Source organism: Eubacterium sp. AF22-8LB (assembly GCF_003458715.1).
GTDB lineage: Bacteria > Bacillota_I > Bacilli_A > Erysipelotrichales > Erysipelotrichaceae > Holdemanella.
The window spans coordinates 24212-40079 of sequence record NZ_QRVI01000001.1 but is presented as its reverse complement, the minus strand read 5'-3'; the positions used below and the strand labels follow the sequence as shown (position 1 = coordinate 40079).

Sequence of the window (15868 nt, the reverse complement as noted above, 5' to 3'; positions counted from 1 at the left end):
TAACAAAGTGAATTTATCTTGTTACAGTCTTTTGTTTTGAATAAATAAGAATCGAAATTATAGATGTTACTACATCGGCTACAGCCTGAGAAATCAAGATTCCATGGAAGGAGAATAATTTAGACAATATGACAATGCAGATTGCGTAAATAACACCTTGTCTAGAAATGGATAAAATTAAGGCAGGAAGTGCTTTTCCTTCCGATTGAAATAGAGTTGTAAAGACTAAAATTATACCTACACACGGACTAGATAGAACAAGCAGTCTTAACATAAGGCTTCCTGTTTGAATAATTTGTGCATCATTCATAAAGGATTGGATGATATATGGAGCAAAAATACTTAGAATAATGGCAGTAATGAGCGCAAATGTGACTTCGATAAAAATGTCAAACTTAATGAATGCACGTAGGCGCTCTGTGTTTTTGGCTCCATAATTAAACCCTAAAAGTGGCTGTGCACCAAACGCAAATCCAACCATGATCAATAACAGGATCATATTCACTTTTAGGGCGATTCCCATTGCGGCAACATTTTCATTGCCAAACACAACTAAATAGCGATTTGTCAAAGCTATACCAATACTCGACATTAAATTTGTGATAGAAGCAGGAATTCCAATGGTAAAGATATCTAAGAACTCTTTTTTTTCTACATGGCAATCTTTAAAGGAAACACTTAAACGATTTGCCTTTGTCTTTGTGAAATAAATCAAAAGAAAATCGGAAATAATATATCCAATTACAGATGCCAAGGCAGCGCCTTGTGCACCCATATGGAAGCTAAAGATAAAGACGGGATCTAAAATGATGTTTAGAATCGAACCAAAGACAGTTCCAACCATAGATAGGGTTGCCAAGCCTTCCGTACGAATCAAGTTACTAGGAGTTAAAGAAAGAATGATAAAGGTGGAGCCTAGCGCAATTATATTGTAGTATTGATTTGCATATAACCATGTTTCTTTATTAACACCTAAAAAATTTAACATAGGATCTTTCAGGATAAACATAAAAGTAGTGACAACAATGCCACAGAGAATGGATGCATAGAAACAGAATCCACTCACATTCTTAGCTTTTTTATTCATTTGTTGACCAAACAATCTAGAGATGACAGAACTGCCACCAATGCCAAAGATGTCACCTAGTGCGATCATGAAAGTAAAGATGGGGGCACATAAAGAGACACCGGCCACAAGATTTGTGTTCATTGTCTTAGCTACAAAATATGTATCTGCCATGTTGTATACTAAAGAAATTACCATGCTGAAGACAACTGGTAAAGCCATTGTGAAATAGGCTTTAGGGATGCTTGCATTTTCAAATAATTCATTATTGTTCATATATTACCTTCTTTCTTTAGCTAGTATACCAAAGTCATTTGAAAATGCTTGTGACATATGGCACAATAAAGCCATGAAACGAGTATATGATTCAAAAAATGTAGAAAAATATGTAAATCAATATCACATACAAGATTATTTTGATTTTTCTTATCCTTTTTATTTGATGGAATATGAAAAAGAAGAAATGATGATTCATCCATTGAAAGACACAAAAGAGATTCAGTTTGTAGTAGAAGGCGAAGTGTCTATTTATTCCATTGATTCAAATGGAAAACAGCTTTTTGTGTCACAAACCAATGCACTTTGTGTACTAGGAGATGTGGAGTTTGTTCGTCATGAAAAGCCTGTTTATTTTGCCCAAGCCAATACAAAAGTTTTTACGATCGCATTATCAATTGAGGAAAATCAATTGAGATTAAACCAGGATCTGAAATTTCTTCATTTTTTGTTGGATTCATTGGTGGATAAACTGCATAATAAGTCCACAAATGAAATTATGAATCAAAGTGTTGAAGAGAAGGTCATGAATTATATGGAGTTACATCTCACGTTAGATAATGTCAGCGTAGCTTGTCGTAATCTGCATTGTAGTAGAAGACAGCTACAAAGAGTGTTAAAGAAACTTTGTGAGGATAAAAGAATCATAAGACTTGAAAAGGGGAAATATGTGCTACAATAAACGTATTAATGGAGGTTGTTTATTGTGAAACGTAATGAACAAAAGGTAGAAAATACTTGGAAAACAGAAGATATATTTAAAGATGAAGCTGCATTTTTAGCTTGTTTAGACACATGTAAAAAATTAGGGAATGAGCTTTGCGTATATGATGGAAAATTAAATGATGCAGCAAACTTATTATCATTCTTAAAGGGATATGAAAAATTAGTTTGTTTATTAGATGATTGTTTAGGGTATGCCTCATTATTATCAGATCAGGATACTGCCAATGCACATAATCAAGGATTAAAAGGGAAGGCCAATTCAATAGCTGTAGAAATTTCTACACAGCTTTCTTTTAGTGGTGTGCAAATCATGAGTATTGAAGATTTAGAAGCTTTTTATTTGGCGGAACCTATCTTAGAAAGATATCGTGTATATCTAGAAGAAGTATGTCGTTTAAAAGAACATGTATTATCAGAGAGTGAAGAAAAATTAATGGCATCTAGCTCTATGATGGCAGATACGCCATACTCTATTTTTGGTATGTTGAATAATGCAGATTTAAAATTTGCGGATACGATTGATTCAAAAGGAAATAAACACACCTTAACAACAGGTACATTTATCCATATGTTAGAGCAGGAAGATGAAGTGTTAAGAGAGAGTGCCTATCGTAATTTCTATGCAGGCTATGGTTCAATGATTCATACATTGGCTGCTTGCTTGAATGGGCAGACAAATCAATTGAAATTTAATAGTACAGCACGCAAATACGCATCAAGCTTAGAGTGTGCAGTGGATGCGAATAATGTTTCACCAGGAGTGTATGAACAATTGATTGAAACGGTACACAAAAATATTCATGTTTTACATAAGTATATGCGAGTACGTAAAGAAGTGATGAAAAAAGAGAAGCTTCATATGTACGATTTATATGTACCAATGGTCAATGAGTGTAATGTTCCTGTTTCTTTTGAGCAGGCAAAAGAAGATGTTCTACATTCAATTCAATTGTATGGAACAGAATATGCCAAGGTTTATGAACGCGGCTTGAATTCACGTTGGATCGATGTATATGAGAATGAAGGAAAACGATCAGGCGCATATTCTAGTGGGCAAAGAGTACATCCTTTTGTGTTGATGAACTTTGCGAATTCTCTAGATACAGAATTTACTTTAGCTCATGAAATGGGACATGCGATGCATTCATATATGTCAACTAAATACCAGGCTCCATTAGATCGTCATTATAGAATATTTGTGGCTGAAGTTGCGAGTACATGTAATGAAGCTTTATTGATGGATTATTTGCGCAAACAAAATTCGGATCCTAAATTCCAAGCGTATTTAATTAATCATTTTATGGAACAATTTAGAACGACATTATTTAGACAGTGTATGTTTGCAGAATTTGAAAAGATCATCAATGAAAAAACAGCCAATAATGAAGTGTTGACAAGTGATACATTGAATCAGATATATGCAGATTTAAATAAGTTCTATTATGGTGAAGATGTAATTGTGGATGATGAAATCAGCATGGAATGGGCTCGTATTCCGCATTTCTATATGAATTTCTATGTATATCAATATGCGACAGGATTTAGTGCAGCTATGGCTCTATCACAGAAATTGCTTCATGGAACACAAGCCGATATCGATGCTTACTTGTCCTTCTTAAAAGGAGGATGTACAAAGTCTCCAGTTGAATTATTACGCATGGCCGGTGTCGATATGGCAAGTCCAAAACCTGTGGAGGATGCGATTGAATTGTTTGATTCTTTAATTGATGAATTTGAAAGTATTATGAATTAGAAAGTCGTTTGACTTTCTAATTTTAATATATGGATCTAATAAAGATACATTCATTTTCAGAAAATATATGAAAACTATGGTATGATATTCACGAGGTGAACTAATGAATAAGTTAGAACAAGCACGTACACAAATTGATGCGATCGATCGTGAAATGGCCAAGCTGTATGAAGCACGATTGGATGCTGTTAAGGATGTGATTGCGTATAAAATAGAAAATGATTTACCAATTCTAGATTCAGGTAGAGAGCAGGTTGTAATTGAAAAGAATCTGCAGTTTATTCAAAATCCGGATTATAAAGAATATTATGAGTCTTTTATAAAGTTCATTATGAAAGAATCGAAAGCCTATCAAAGAACGTTGCAGTCTCATGATAAAGTTGGATATTGTGGAGTTGAAGGTGCCTTTGGACATATGGTGAGTGAAAAATTATTTCCTTCCAATCCAAAGGTGGGTGTTTCTAGTTTTGAGGAAGTCTTTCAAATGGTTGTCCATTCAGATGTACAATATGGTGTGATTCCTTTTGAGAATACGAATTCTGGATTGGTTGGAGAAGTCTTAGATTTATTAATGGAATATCCAGTGTATATTCAGTCAATTTATGATCAAAAGATTGAACAATGTTTACTTGGAATTCCGGGCAGTACATTAAAAGATGTGGAGTGGGTCTATTCAAAGGATCAAGCACTTTCACAGTCTAAAGAATTTTTAAAGGAATTAAATGTTCAAACGGTAGCCTATCCTAATACGGCTATGGCAGCTCAATATATATCAGCGCAGAAGGATATTCATAAAGCGGCGATTGGAGCTAAAGAAAATGCGGAACTGTACGGATTAAAGGTATTGGCTACAAATATCCAGGAAAATGCATCAAATACTACTCGCTTTTTGGTGATTGGATTAAAGCCACAGACAACGGGCAATCGCTTTAGCATGGTTTTATCTGTTAAACATGAGAGTGGCGCTTTGGCCAAAATCATTGACTGCATTGCCAAGAATGGGTTGAATATGGAAAGTATTCAGTCTAGACCGATGAAAAATAAGCCTTTTGAATATTTCTTCTTTGTCGAAATTGAAGGAAATATGGCAAAGGCTGATGATTGTATTCGTCAGATTCAATCTGTATGTGAAAGTGTAAAAGTATTGGGAGCATATACTTTAAAGGAGGAAAAATAAGTATGAATTTTGTGAAGGAAAGTGTAAACCAAACACCAATCGTAGATACTGTATTCTCAATTGTTGCCAAGGCAAAGGAGGCAAAGGCTAAGGTTGGAGCTGAAAATGTTGTAGATGCGACAATTGGATCTTTATATGATGAAGAGGGAACTTTGGTTGCGTTAGATAGTGTATTTAGTTCATTAAAAAACTTGGATAATAAAGTGTTGGCAGCTTATGCAGCTAGTTTTACAGGGAATCCTGACTTTAGACAAAAAGTATATGATTGGGTGTTAAATGGAAATTCACATTTAGAACATGAAGTTATCGCAACTCCAGGTGGAACAGGTGCTGTAGGTATGACTTTACAGGAATGTTTAGATGAAGGACAGACAGTTGTTTTGCCAGAAATCGCATGGGGATCTTATGCACTAATGGCGCAGATGCACAATTTGAATGTGGAAAAATATAGTTTATTTGAAGAAGATCACTTTAATTTAAACTCTTTTAAATCAGCATGTAAAAATGTGATGGAAAAACAAAATCGTTTAGTCATTGTGATCAATGATCCTTGTCACAATCCTACAGGGTATTCTTTAAGTGAAGAGGAATGGAAAGAAGTAATTACGTTCTTGAATGAGTGTTCAAAAACACATGCCGTAGTATTATTGGATGATATTGCGTATATTGATTTTTCTTCTAGACAAGAAAAGGCAAAGGAATATTTTGCGCAATTTGATCAAATTGAAAAGAACTTTGTCGTAATTGTAGCGTTCAGTCTATCAAAATCTATGACAAGCTATGGACTTCGTTGTGGAGCTGCCATTGTTTTAGGACAAGAAAAAGAAGCGGTTCAACAAGTAAAGATTGTGTTTGAAAAGGATGCGCGTGCAACTTGGTCAAACATAAATAATGGGGCTATGGCTACATTTGTGGATGTATTAGACAATCATAGAGCTGCATATGATGAAGAAAGATTACACTATGTGAATTTATTAAAAGAACGTGGAGATATCTTTGTCAAGGAAGCTAAGGAAGTAGGTTTAAAGCATTATCCTTATAAAGAAGGATTCTTCGTCACTTTATCTATGGATAATGAAACGCGTGATAAGTTCCATGAGGCATTGATGGAAAATAATATTTTTACAGTTAAAGTAAATTTGGGTATTCGTGTTGCGATTTGTTCTTTATCAATTGAAAAGACGAAGGGACTCGCAAAAAAGATGAAGGAAATTTTAGATACAGTAGCTTAATGCTGTATCTTTTTTTTCATCCATTTGTGTGGAACTCCTTCATCCTCATCAATTTGACCGAATTGAATATAGCCTTGTTTTTCATAGAATGGACTGACTCGAACTTGTGCGTGCACTACAATTAAGTCTCCATTTAATTTTTGGATTTCTTTTTCAGCAGCTTGAAGTAACATATATCCGATATGTTTGTGTCGATATTTACTTAATATGGCAACTCTTCCAATTGTGTAGTGATTATCTTCTAAAAAGAATCGACATGTTCCAATTGGCTTTTGATTGTCAAATACTACGATGTGATGGCTTATATCATCAATATCATCAAATTCATTTTCAAATCCTTGTTCTTTCATGAACACTTCGATACGTATTTCTTTCGCTTCTTGTGGCAGGTTAGTATATGTTTTTGTATGCATAATATGTCTTCTTTCTATTTTCTGATACTTTAACAAGTCAGAATTCTAATGTCAAATATGATATAATAATGGTTAAGTTAGGTGGAGAAGTATATGCATATTTATGAAGAATCTTTAAATCGTTTTATAAAAAATTCATGGATCTATTATGAGGCGAATGATCCGTTTTATGCAGGAAAAATCGAGCGTATTTCAATTGAAAGAGTGCATGATAAAATTTTATATTATGATGTAAAGGCGGTTATTCAGACACGTTGGAATGAAGAAATTATAAATTTTAGAGTGAATGAATATGGAACTGTTTTAACTACAAACTGTACATGCACGCAAAATCCACATACGGGATGTGTTCATTTAGTGAGTGTGATTCGCGCCATCAATACAATCAATCCTCAGGTTTTTCCGTTTCGCGTAAATTATCAACAGTATATGGAGGAAAAGAAACGTCAGGAAGAATTAGAACGCAAGCGTCGTAGAATTGATAATTTTAATCAGGTTGCTTTTGATTTTTTAAAGGATAAACAAGACGATAAAGTAAATAATTTCTTTAAAGAAAATGAGGGTTTGATTCGTTTGACACTGCATGAAACAAATTCGTATTATTATGATCAGGCTGCATTTAAACTAAAGATTCAAGTCAGTCGTGCTTATGTGGTAAAAAACATCCAAGATTTACTACATGGATTCTTTGAAAAAAGACTTGAACGCTTTGGTAAGAATGTGAATATTTATCTAACTCCAGATGATTTGGATGAGCCAAGTAAAAAAATCTATGATTTCCTATTAAAATATGCATTCACAAAAGAATGGCAAAAGGATGGTGAAATCTATCCAGAATGTATGGATGATTTTTATGATTTAAATGCATCTTTGCCAAAGGAATATACAGAATTTAAAATATCTGAAAAAGATATTAAACTGGTTTTAAAATTGGTAGAGCATGAGGATTGTTTCGAAATAACGACAGATTTAGATGATAGTTTTTTGATTGGAAAAAAACATCTTTATGTCGTGGATTATAAAGAAATTATTCGATTTAAATTAGACTCAGATGGCTTACTCGCATCACTAGCCTATAATTTGCAGCAGAGTGATGGGTGGTTAATTAAAAAGAATGATTTTAGAGCTTTTTACTTACAGTGTATACAGCCATATACAGATTATATTAAATTAGAAACGAATGTAGATGTAGAAAAATATGCGACTGTAATTGAGGATATTCGTGTGTATTCAGATTTAGAAAACGCAAATATGATCGTATGGGGTACATATCTAGAGAATAATCAAAAGAAGAGTTTTTTCACAAATACAGACTCAAATCAAATTGCGAGTATTGAAGCAATTATTACGCATTATGCTGTAAAGATTGAAGATAATAAAGCTGTATTTAAAGGGCGAAGTGATGCTCTTTATAATTTCTTAGACCATGGAATTCCTTTGATTCAAAAACAGGCAGATGTATATGTGTCTGAGGAATTGAAACGTTTAAAGAATCGTCGTAGCATGAATTTAAGTGTAAAGGTCTATATTCAAAATGATTTATTGAAAATGGAACTGGATAGTAATGTCAATGTGGATGAGTTGTCACATATTTTAAATGCATATCGAAAAAAGAAAAAGTTTTATCAATTAAAGAATGGTGAAATGATTGATCTAGAGAATACGGGTTTGGAACAATTGGATGAACTTGCTTCTACAATGAATTTGACATCAAAAGATTTTAAAAAAGAAACAATTGAAAAGCCAGCTTATCAAGCTTTTCATTTGATGGATGTGGATTCGGAGTTGGATGTTCGAAATGATGATTCAGTCAATGAATATACAAATCGATTAATGAAGGTAAAAAAACAAACGATTCAATTGAAATCGGAACATAAATCTTTGTTGCGAACATATCAACAACAGGGAATTCAATGGCTATATGATTTAAAGAATATGAATTTGAATGGTATTCTTGCGGATGATATGGGACTTGGAAAAACTTTGCAGGTACTTGTCTTTTATGAACAATATGTTTCTAAAGATAAGCCAAGTTTGATTGTTTGTCCAAGCAGTTTGATGTATAACTGGATGTCTGAAATTGAAAAGTTCCATATTGGTGTGGATGCCGTATGTGTTACGGGAATGCAGGAAGTTCGTAAAGATATCATTCAAGAAAGTCATGAATTATATATCACAACCTATGATTATTTGCGTAGAGATGTTGAGCTATATATGCCTATGGAGTTTGAATATATTGTATTGGATGAGGCGCAGTTTATAAAAAATCCAAAGACGAAGAATGCGCAAAGTGTCAAATCTTTGAAGAGTAAACATCGCTTGGCATTAACGGGAACACCAATCGAGAATAGTTTAAGTGAGTTATGGAGTATTTTTGATTTCTTATTGCCGGGATATTTATATAGCTTGAATTATTTCACAAAGAATTTTGAGAAACCAATTCAGATGGGCGATGATGACAGGCAGTCTCAGCTTCAAAAGTTAGTATCTCCATTTATTCTTCGTAGAACAAAGAAACAAGTATTAAAGGATTTGCCAGATAAAGTAGAAAAAGATATGTGGCTAAATTTAAGTCCAGATGAAAAGCAGTTATATCTTGCGAATCTTGCACAGGTCAATGAACAGTTGCAGGAACAGTTGAAATTAGAACAAGTTGATTCTATTTTGATTATTGCGATGATGACGCGTCTTCGCCAAATATGTTGCGAACCAAGAATGTTGTATGAAAATTATCAAGGGGAAAGTACTAAATTTACGATGTGTCTGGATTTGATTGAGACATTAAAGGAAAATGGAAAAAAAGTATTATTGTTTTCTAGTTTTACAAGTATTTTCGATTCCTTTATTGAGGAGTTTAATCATAGAGGAATCAAATATCATATGATTACAGGGGCTGTCGATAAGAAGAAGCGTAAAGAAGAGGTAGATGCTTTCCAAAGTGATGATTCAGATGTGTTCTTGATATCTCTAAAAGCAGGAGGGACAGGTTTAAATTTAACGAAGGCACAGGCTGTAATTCATTTTGATCCATGGTGGAATGTCAGTGCCCAAAACCAGGCGACAGACCGTGCTTATCGTATTGGACAAACGAAGAATGTTCTAGTTTATCAATTATTGATGAAAAATACGATTGAAGAGAAAATTTACGAGATGCAAAAACGAAAAAAGGAAATGAGCGATGTATTTGTAGAGAATTCAAAGGGTGGAATTGCGAGTTTATCCAAAGAGGAGCTTAAAGATTTATTTTCTATGGAATAAGGCTATATAATTTTTTGAATTATATAGCCTTTTTTTATAAAAATGTGCTAAAATAGAAGTAATGAAAGGGATTACAAATGGTGATAAAATGAATCGAAGTGCAGGCATCTTATGTCCTGTTTTCTCTGTCCCTGCAAATCAAGGGATTGGTGATTTAGGGCAAAAAACAATTCGAATGATTGATATTATTGCGGATACGGGGTATTCTATCTGGCAAATATTACCTCTACAAATGACAGGCCCAACACATTCTCCATACCAGACATATTCTAGTTTTGCCGGAGACCCAATCTATATCAATTTGGATCGTTTGTGTGAAATGGGGTTGTTAACACAAAGTTCAATTGTGAATTGTAATAAGTTTAAAGACTTTGTTGAATATGATAAGATTCGTGAATTTAAGGAATCCTATTTTCAAAAGGCCTTTAAAGTTTTTAAAAAGGAATTTAACTCTTTTAAAGAGGATTATGAAGCATTTGAGCGCGATGCATTCTGGTTAGAAGACTGGGCAGCATATTCTTTATTCAAAGGTTTTTATAATGGAGCTCCATGGTTTGAGTGGGAAGATGAATATAAGGATTGGCCTAAAAACCGAGATATTGATTTAGATGATTATCAAGATGAAATCTTTTATATTAAATTTTTGCAGTTTATTTTCTATAAACAATTAGATGAAATTCAAATGTATGCTCACGCAAGAAATTTAAAAATCATGGGTGATATACCATTCTATGTAGATTTGGATAGTGCAGATGTTTGGTGTAATCGCGAAGCTTTCTTATTAGATGAAGAAGGAAAGCCAGAATATATTGCGGGTTGCCCGCCTGATTACTTTAGTGAAACAGGACAACGCTGGGGAATGCCAATCTATGATTTTGATGCCCAGGAAAAAAATGGATATCTTTTCTGGTGCAATCGTATGAGCTGGATGAATCGCTGTTACGACATGGTAAGAATTGATCATTTTAGAGCTTTTGATACATTCTGGAAGATTCCAGAAACTTGTCCTACCGCAATTGAAGGCAAGTGGATACTAGGTCCAGCCCACAAGTTGATTGATGCGATTTTAAAGGCTTGTCCACATATTGTTCTTGTTGCTGAAGATTTAGGTTTGATTCGTCCTGAAGTTATTGAACTTGAAGAAGATTATGGAATACCAGGTATGGATGTTTTATTGTTTAGAATGGAAGCTAAACAATTAAAGAAAAAGGCAAAGAAGAATTCTGTATTATATACGGGAACACATGATAATGCGACATGCAATGAGGATTATCATACATATGATTCGAATAAACGTATTAGTTTACGTCGTTTCTTCAAAAATCAAGGATATTCAAGCCGGGCCTTTAATGAAATGCTTTGTCAATATGCATTGGATAGTAATGCCGATACTGTTATTCTTCCTATTTGGGATATTTGCGGATTTAAAGAAGAGGCTAGAATCAACACACCAGGAACAGTTTCGAATAAAAACTGGACTTGGAAATTAAAGGATTTTAAAACATTCCCAGATAAGGTCATGAAGACAAAGGAATGGATTGAAAAATCAAATCGTTAAGGAGCAGTCTTGCTCCTTTTTGTCTGGGTTGGTAAAATACAAATGAGGTGAATTTGATGAAAAAGTTATTAACTATACTTTGTTCCTTAGTCTTATGTATATCTTTATTTGGATGTCAAAAAGAAACAAAAGATTATATCGCAAAAATTGAAGTGAAGAATTATGGTACGATCACGGTTAAGTTAGATGGAAAAACAGCTCCTATTACGGTACAAAACTTTGTGGATTTAGCCGAATCGGGGTTCTATGATGGATTGACATTTCATCGTATTATTAAAGGCTTTATGATTCAAGGTGGAGATCCTAACGGGAATGGTACAGGCGGATCGGATAAAACCATTAAGGGTGAATTTAAAGATAATGGGGTTAAGAATAATATTAAACATAAGCGTGGTGTTATTTCTATGGCAAGAAGCTCTGATTATGATTCGGCCAGCTCACAATTCTTTATTATGCAAGAAGACCAAGACTCTTTAGATGGTCAATATGCAGCCTTTGGACATGTCACAAAGGGTATGAAGGTTGTAGACAAGATTTGTGAAGATGCAGATCCGATGGATGATAATGGTACAATAGCTGAAAGTAAGCAGCCTGTCATTAAAACAATTAAAGTATCTGAAATTAACGACTAGAGGAATCTAGTTGTTTTTGTTTTGCATGGTTAGTTACATGAAACTTTAGTTTGACATTCATAATTAGTTATTGTAAACTCAATTTGTTTCAACTAACTGAGGTGAATTATGATTAATAAAAAGTTATTATTTTCTGTAAAAGAAAGTATTCCATATATAAAAAAGAATGTGATGTATCAATGGATTGGACTTGTTTGTAACGTATGTTCAACGGCAAGCTTATGTTTGCTCATCACAAAATCAGATGTGAATCGATATGTTTTATTTTTAGTTATTTTTGTATGTTTAATACTTCGATATATTGTAAATAAGAAGGCAATTGAAATGTCGTATCAGTCAAGTCATATTGTTAAGGAAACACTTCGTAGTTGTTTATACGAAAAGTTATCTAAAATTGGAAATAGCTATACAAATGATTGGAGTACAGCTGAAATTGTACAACTAGCTAGTGAAGGTGTTGAACAATTAGAAACATATTTTGCGAATTACATTCCGCAGTTTTTCTATTCTTTAATTGCCCCTGTAACATTATTTGTTGTAATTGCATTTATGGACATAAAGGCAGCGTTCGTTTTACTGGTTTGTGTTCCTTTGATTCCGATGTCGATTGTTCTTGTTCAAAAGTTTGCGAAAAGATTATTAAATCGCTATTGGGGACAATATACAAAGCTGGGGGATAGTTTTTTAGAGAATCTTCAGGGGTTAACTACACTTAAGATTTATGAAGCGGATGGCCGTTATCATGAAAAGATGAATGTGGAAAGTGAAAATTTTCGTAAAATCACAATGCGTGTTTTGACGATGCAGCTCAATTCAATTACGGTTATGGATTTAGTTGCCTATGGAGGAAGCGCATTGGGTATTGTATTTGCGTTGACAGGATTTCAAAAAGGAACAATCACATTGTTTCAAGCATTATTCATTATTTTGATTTCGGCTGAATTCTTTATTCCGATGCGACAATTAGGATCTTATTTTCATATTGCGATGAATGGAATGGCTGCGAGCGATAAATTGTTTGCGATATTAGAAAAGAATATGAAAGAAAAACAAAATGTGGATATAAATGAGTACTCGATTTCTGCATCGAATCTTCATTTTGGATATACCAATCAGGAAGTTTTACATGGTATTCATTTTGAAGCTAAGCAAGGAATGATTGGTTTTGTTGGTGAAAGTGGAAGCGGAAAGAGTACGATTGCAGCTTTACTAATGGGCCAATATACAAATTATAGTGGTGAATTAAAACTATCTGACTATGACATTAAAGATATTAATATTTATCCATATATGACTTTAGTTTCTTTAGAAAGTTATCTATTTAGTGGGACGCTTAAAGATAATTTGAGAATGGCTAAAGAAGTATCAGAACAAGAGATGAATCGTGTATTAGAAAAGGTGGGTATCTTAGATTTTGTGAATGAACAAGGTGGACTGGATATGCGTATTTTAGAGGGTGGAAAAAACTTGTCGGGTGGACAAAGACAACGTTTGGTTTTGGCCAGGGCTTTACTGAAAAACTCACCCATCTATATCATGGATGAAGCTACTAGTAATATTGATGTGGAGAGTGAAAATAAAATCATGGAAGTTTTATATGAATTGTCAAAAGAAAAGCTTGTACTTTGTATTTCGCATCGTCTGGCCAATTTAATCAATGCCGATCAAATTTATTGTTTGAGAGATGGAAATATTGTAGAGAGTGGAACGCATGAAGAGTTGATTCAACAAGATGGAGTATATTGTGATTTATTCAATGCGCAAAAAGAATTAGAAAGATATGGTGTCTAATATGAGTACGGTTCAAATATTTTCACGTTTAATTAAACTCGTATTTCCCTTAACCGTATATATGATTTGTGCCATTCTAATGGGAGTGGCTGGCTTTTTGTGTGCTATCTTTATACCCGTTCTTTCAAGTATGGCACTTGTTTCTTTACTGGGATATCAAACACTTTTAAGTGTTCATACCATTATAATTTTATTATTTGTGTGTGCACTGTTACGTGGTATCTTACGCTATGCAGAACAGGCATGTAATCATTATATTGCCTTTAAATTATTGGCTCGCATTCGTGATCAAGTGTTTGGGGCATTAAGAAAATTGTGCCCTGCAAAATTGGAGGTCAAAGATAAGGGAAGCTTAATATCTTTAATTACTTCCGATATTGAATTGTTGGAAGTGTTCTATGCACATACGATTTCTCCAATTTGTATTGCGTTTATCACAAGTCTAATTTGTGTGAGTATTCAAGTGCAGTTTGGATGGATTTATGGATTTTATTCATTTTTAGCTTATATTACAGTGGGTGTTGTTTTACCTATTTATATTTCCAAACAATCAAGACAGATTGGTGTAGAGTATCGTAAAGAAGCCGCTAATCTAAATAGTTATGTATTAGAGAGTATGCGTGGCTTAAAGGAAAGTATGCAGTACATGGATACGAATCGTCGTTTAGAGGGTTTGAATAAACAAACTTCTTCTTTGGCCAAGCGAGAGAAGAAATTAAAGTATTTTCAAGCGAAGACGATTTCCTTGACAAATTTTTGTGTGGTTTTACTATCTTTAGGGTTGTGTTTGATTCATTTATATTTGAATAGTTCGATGGATTCAATGATTGTATCGAGTGTTCTGCAAATTTCTTCTTTTGGTCCTGTCATCGCATTGGCAAACTTGGGTTCAACTTTATCACAGACAATTGGAGCTGGACAAAGAGTCATATCACTTTTGGATGAGACACCTATGGTTGAAGAAGTAAATAATGGAAAAGAGACAGACTTTAAAATGGTAGATGTATCTTCTGTGGACTTTGCGTATGAAGAGGAACAAATCTTAAAGAATATGAATTTAAGTATTCAAGAAAATGAAGTGATTGGAATTCAGGGTAAGAGTGGAAGTGGAAAAAGTACATTATTGAAATTGTTGATGCGGTTTTGGGATGTTTCAAAAGGAAATATCTTAGTGGATGATTTAAATATTCAATCTTTGAATACTTCAAATTTGAGAAAGAATGAAGGATATGTAACGCAAGAAACGATTCTTTTTCATGATACGATTGAAAATAATATAAGAGTTGCCAAAGAAAATGCGAGTGAAGAAGAAATTCAATCTGCTTGTAAGAAGGCGAATATTCATGAGTATATCCAGTCGTTGCCAAACGGATATAAAACTATGGTTGAAGAATTGGGTAGTTCATTATCTGGTGGAGAAAGACAAAGAATAGGATTGGCTCGTATGTTTTTACATGATGCGAAACTTGTTTTATTGGATGAGCCTACGAGCAACTTGGATAGCTTAAATGAGGGAGTTATCTTAAAATCAATTTATGAAGAAAGAAAAGATAAGACAATTATTTTTGTATCCCATCGAGAATCGACTTTATCACATTGTGATCGTATAATTCATATGGAATCTGAAAGAGTCAGCTAATGGATAAGTGTGAAAAGGAAATGCGTACAGTGTATGAGATGATACACTTGTATTGTAGAAAGAAACATAAAGAAAAAGAATTGTGTCCAGAATGCTTGGAATTATATGAATATGCCAAGATGCGCATTGAAAAATGTCCATTTATGGAAACGAAAACGTTTTGTTCGCAATGCAAGGTGCATTGTTACAAGAAAGATAAAAGAGAAGAGATTCGTAAGGTGATGCGTTTTTCAGGACCTAGAATGTTGTTTTATCATCCTGTCATGGCAATTCGTCATTTATACTATCAAATTACAGATAAATAAGAAAAATATGCATATTAATCGAAAATATCTTCGAAAAATATG

General features: G+C 33.7%; 12 protein-coding genes. 10 read left to right on the top strand and 2 right to left on the bottom strand.

What is annotated here, in order from left to right:
- Positions 1-13 precede the first annotated feature (13 nt).
- Positions 14-1342, bottom strand: a complete 1329-nt coding sequence (locus DWY01_RS00160; RefSeq protein WP_199519802.1) for an MATE family efflux transporter — start codon at positions 1340-1342, stop codon at positions 14-16.
- Positions 1343-1415: 73 nt separating this feature from the next.
- On the opposite strand from DWY01_RS00160, the gene DWY01_RS00155 reads away from it, so the two are divergent.
- The 4 genes from DWY01_RS00155 (at position 1416) to DWY01_RS00140 (ending at position 6230) form a co-directional block, all read left to right on the top strand.
- On the top strand, positions 1416-2024 hold the full coding sequence (locus tag DWY01_RS00155; RefSeq protein WP_117992334.1) for a cyclic nucleotide-binding domain-containing protein: 609 nt from the start codon (positions 1416-1418) through the stop codon (positions 2022-2024).
- A 24-nt stretch (positions 2025-2048) separates the two neighbouring features.
- The gene (pepF, locus tag DWY01_RS00150; RefSeq protein ID WP_158553616.1) at positions 2049-3821 is read left to right on the top strand and encodes an oligoendopeptidase F; all 1773 of its coding nucleotides are present in this window, start codon (positions 2049-2051) and stop codon (positions 3819-3821) included.
- Positions 3822-3924: 103 nt separating this feature from the next.
- Positions 3925-4998, top strand: coding sequence for a chorismate mutase (locus DWY01_RS00145; protein ID WP_117992332.1), 1074 nt, complete (start codon positions 3925-3927; stop codon positions 4996-4998).
- A 2-nt stretch (positions 4999-5000) separates the two neighbouring features.
- Positions 5001-6230: a pyridoxal phosphate-dependent aminotransferase gene (locus DWY01_RS00140; protein ID WP_117992331.1), complete on the top strand. Its 1230-nt coding sequence runs from the start codon at positions 5001-5003 to the stop codon at positions 6228-6230.
- Here DWY01_RS00140 and DWY01_RS00135 read toward each other — a convergent pair.
- On the bottom strand, positions 6227-6643 hold the full coding sequence (locus tag DWY01_RS00135) for a GNAT family N-acetyltransferase (protein WP_117992330.1): 417 nt from the start codon (positions 6641-6643) through the stop codon (positions 6227-6229). The two genes, DWY01_RS00140 and DWY01_RS00135, sit on opposite strands and share 4 nt — an antisense overlap.
- 93 nt (positions 6644-6736) lie before the next feature.
- On the opposite strand from DWY01_RS00135, the gene DWY01_RS00130 reads away from it, so the two are divergent.
- From DWY01_RS00130 to DWY01_RS00105, 6 genes are all read left to right on the top strand, one after another.
- On the top strand, positions 6737-9901 hold the full coding sequence (locus tag DWY01_RS00130) for a DEAD/DEAH box helicase (RefSeq protein ID WP_117992329.1): 3165 nt from the start codon (positions 6737-6739) through the stop codon (positions 9899-9901).
- Positions 9902-9962: 61 nt separating this feature from the next.
- Complete coding sequence (gene malQ, locus DWY01_RS00125; RefSeq protein WP_243001922.1) at positions 9963-11459, top strand: 4-alpha-glucanotransferase; 1497 nt, start codon at positions 9963-9965, stop codon at positions 11457-11459.
- A 47-nt stretch (positions 11460-11506) separates the two neighbouring features.
- Complete coding sequence (locus DWY01_RS00120) at positions 11507-12091, top strand: peptidylprolyl isomerase (protein ID WP_371412804.1); 585 nt, start codon at positions 11507-11509, stop codon at positions 12089-12091.
- A gap of 108 nt (positions 12092-12199) precedes the next feature.
- A complete protein-coding gene (locus DWY01_RS00115) occupies positions 12200-13882 on the top strand; it encodes an ABC transporter ATP-binding protein/permease (RefSeq protein WP_117992327.1) in 1683 nt (560 codons plus the stop codon).
- A 1-nt stretch (position 13883) separates the two neighbouring features.
- Positions 13884-15521 (top strand): amino acid ABC transporter ATP-binding/permease protein, encoded by a 1638-nt coding sequence (locus DWY01_RS00110; protein ID WP_243001921.1) that lies wholly within the window; start codon positions 13884-13886, stop codon positions 15519-15521.
- Complete coding sequence (locus tag DWY01_RS00105) at positions 15521-15826, top strand: nitrous oxide-stimulated promoter family protein (RefSeq protein ID WP_117992326.1); 306 nt, start codon at positions 15521-15523, stop codon at positions 15824-15826. The genes DWY01_RS00110 and DWY01_RS00105 overlap by 1 nt, the downstream gene beginning before the upstream one ends.
- Positions 15827-15868: the final 42 nt, after the last annotated feature.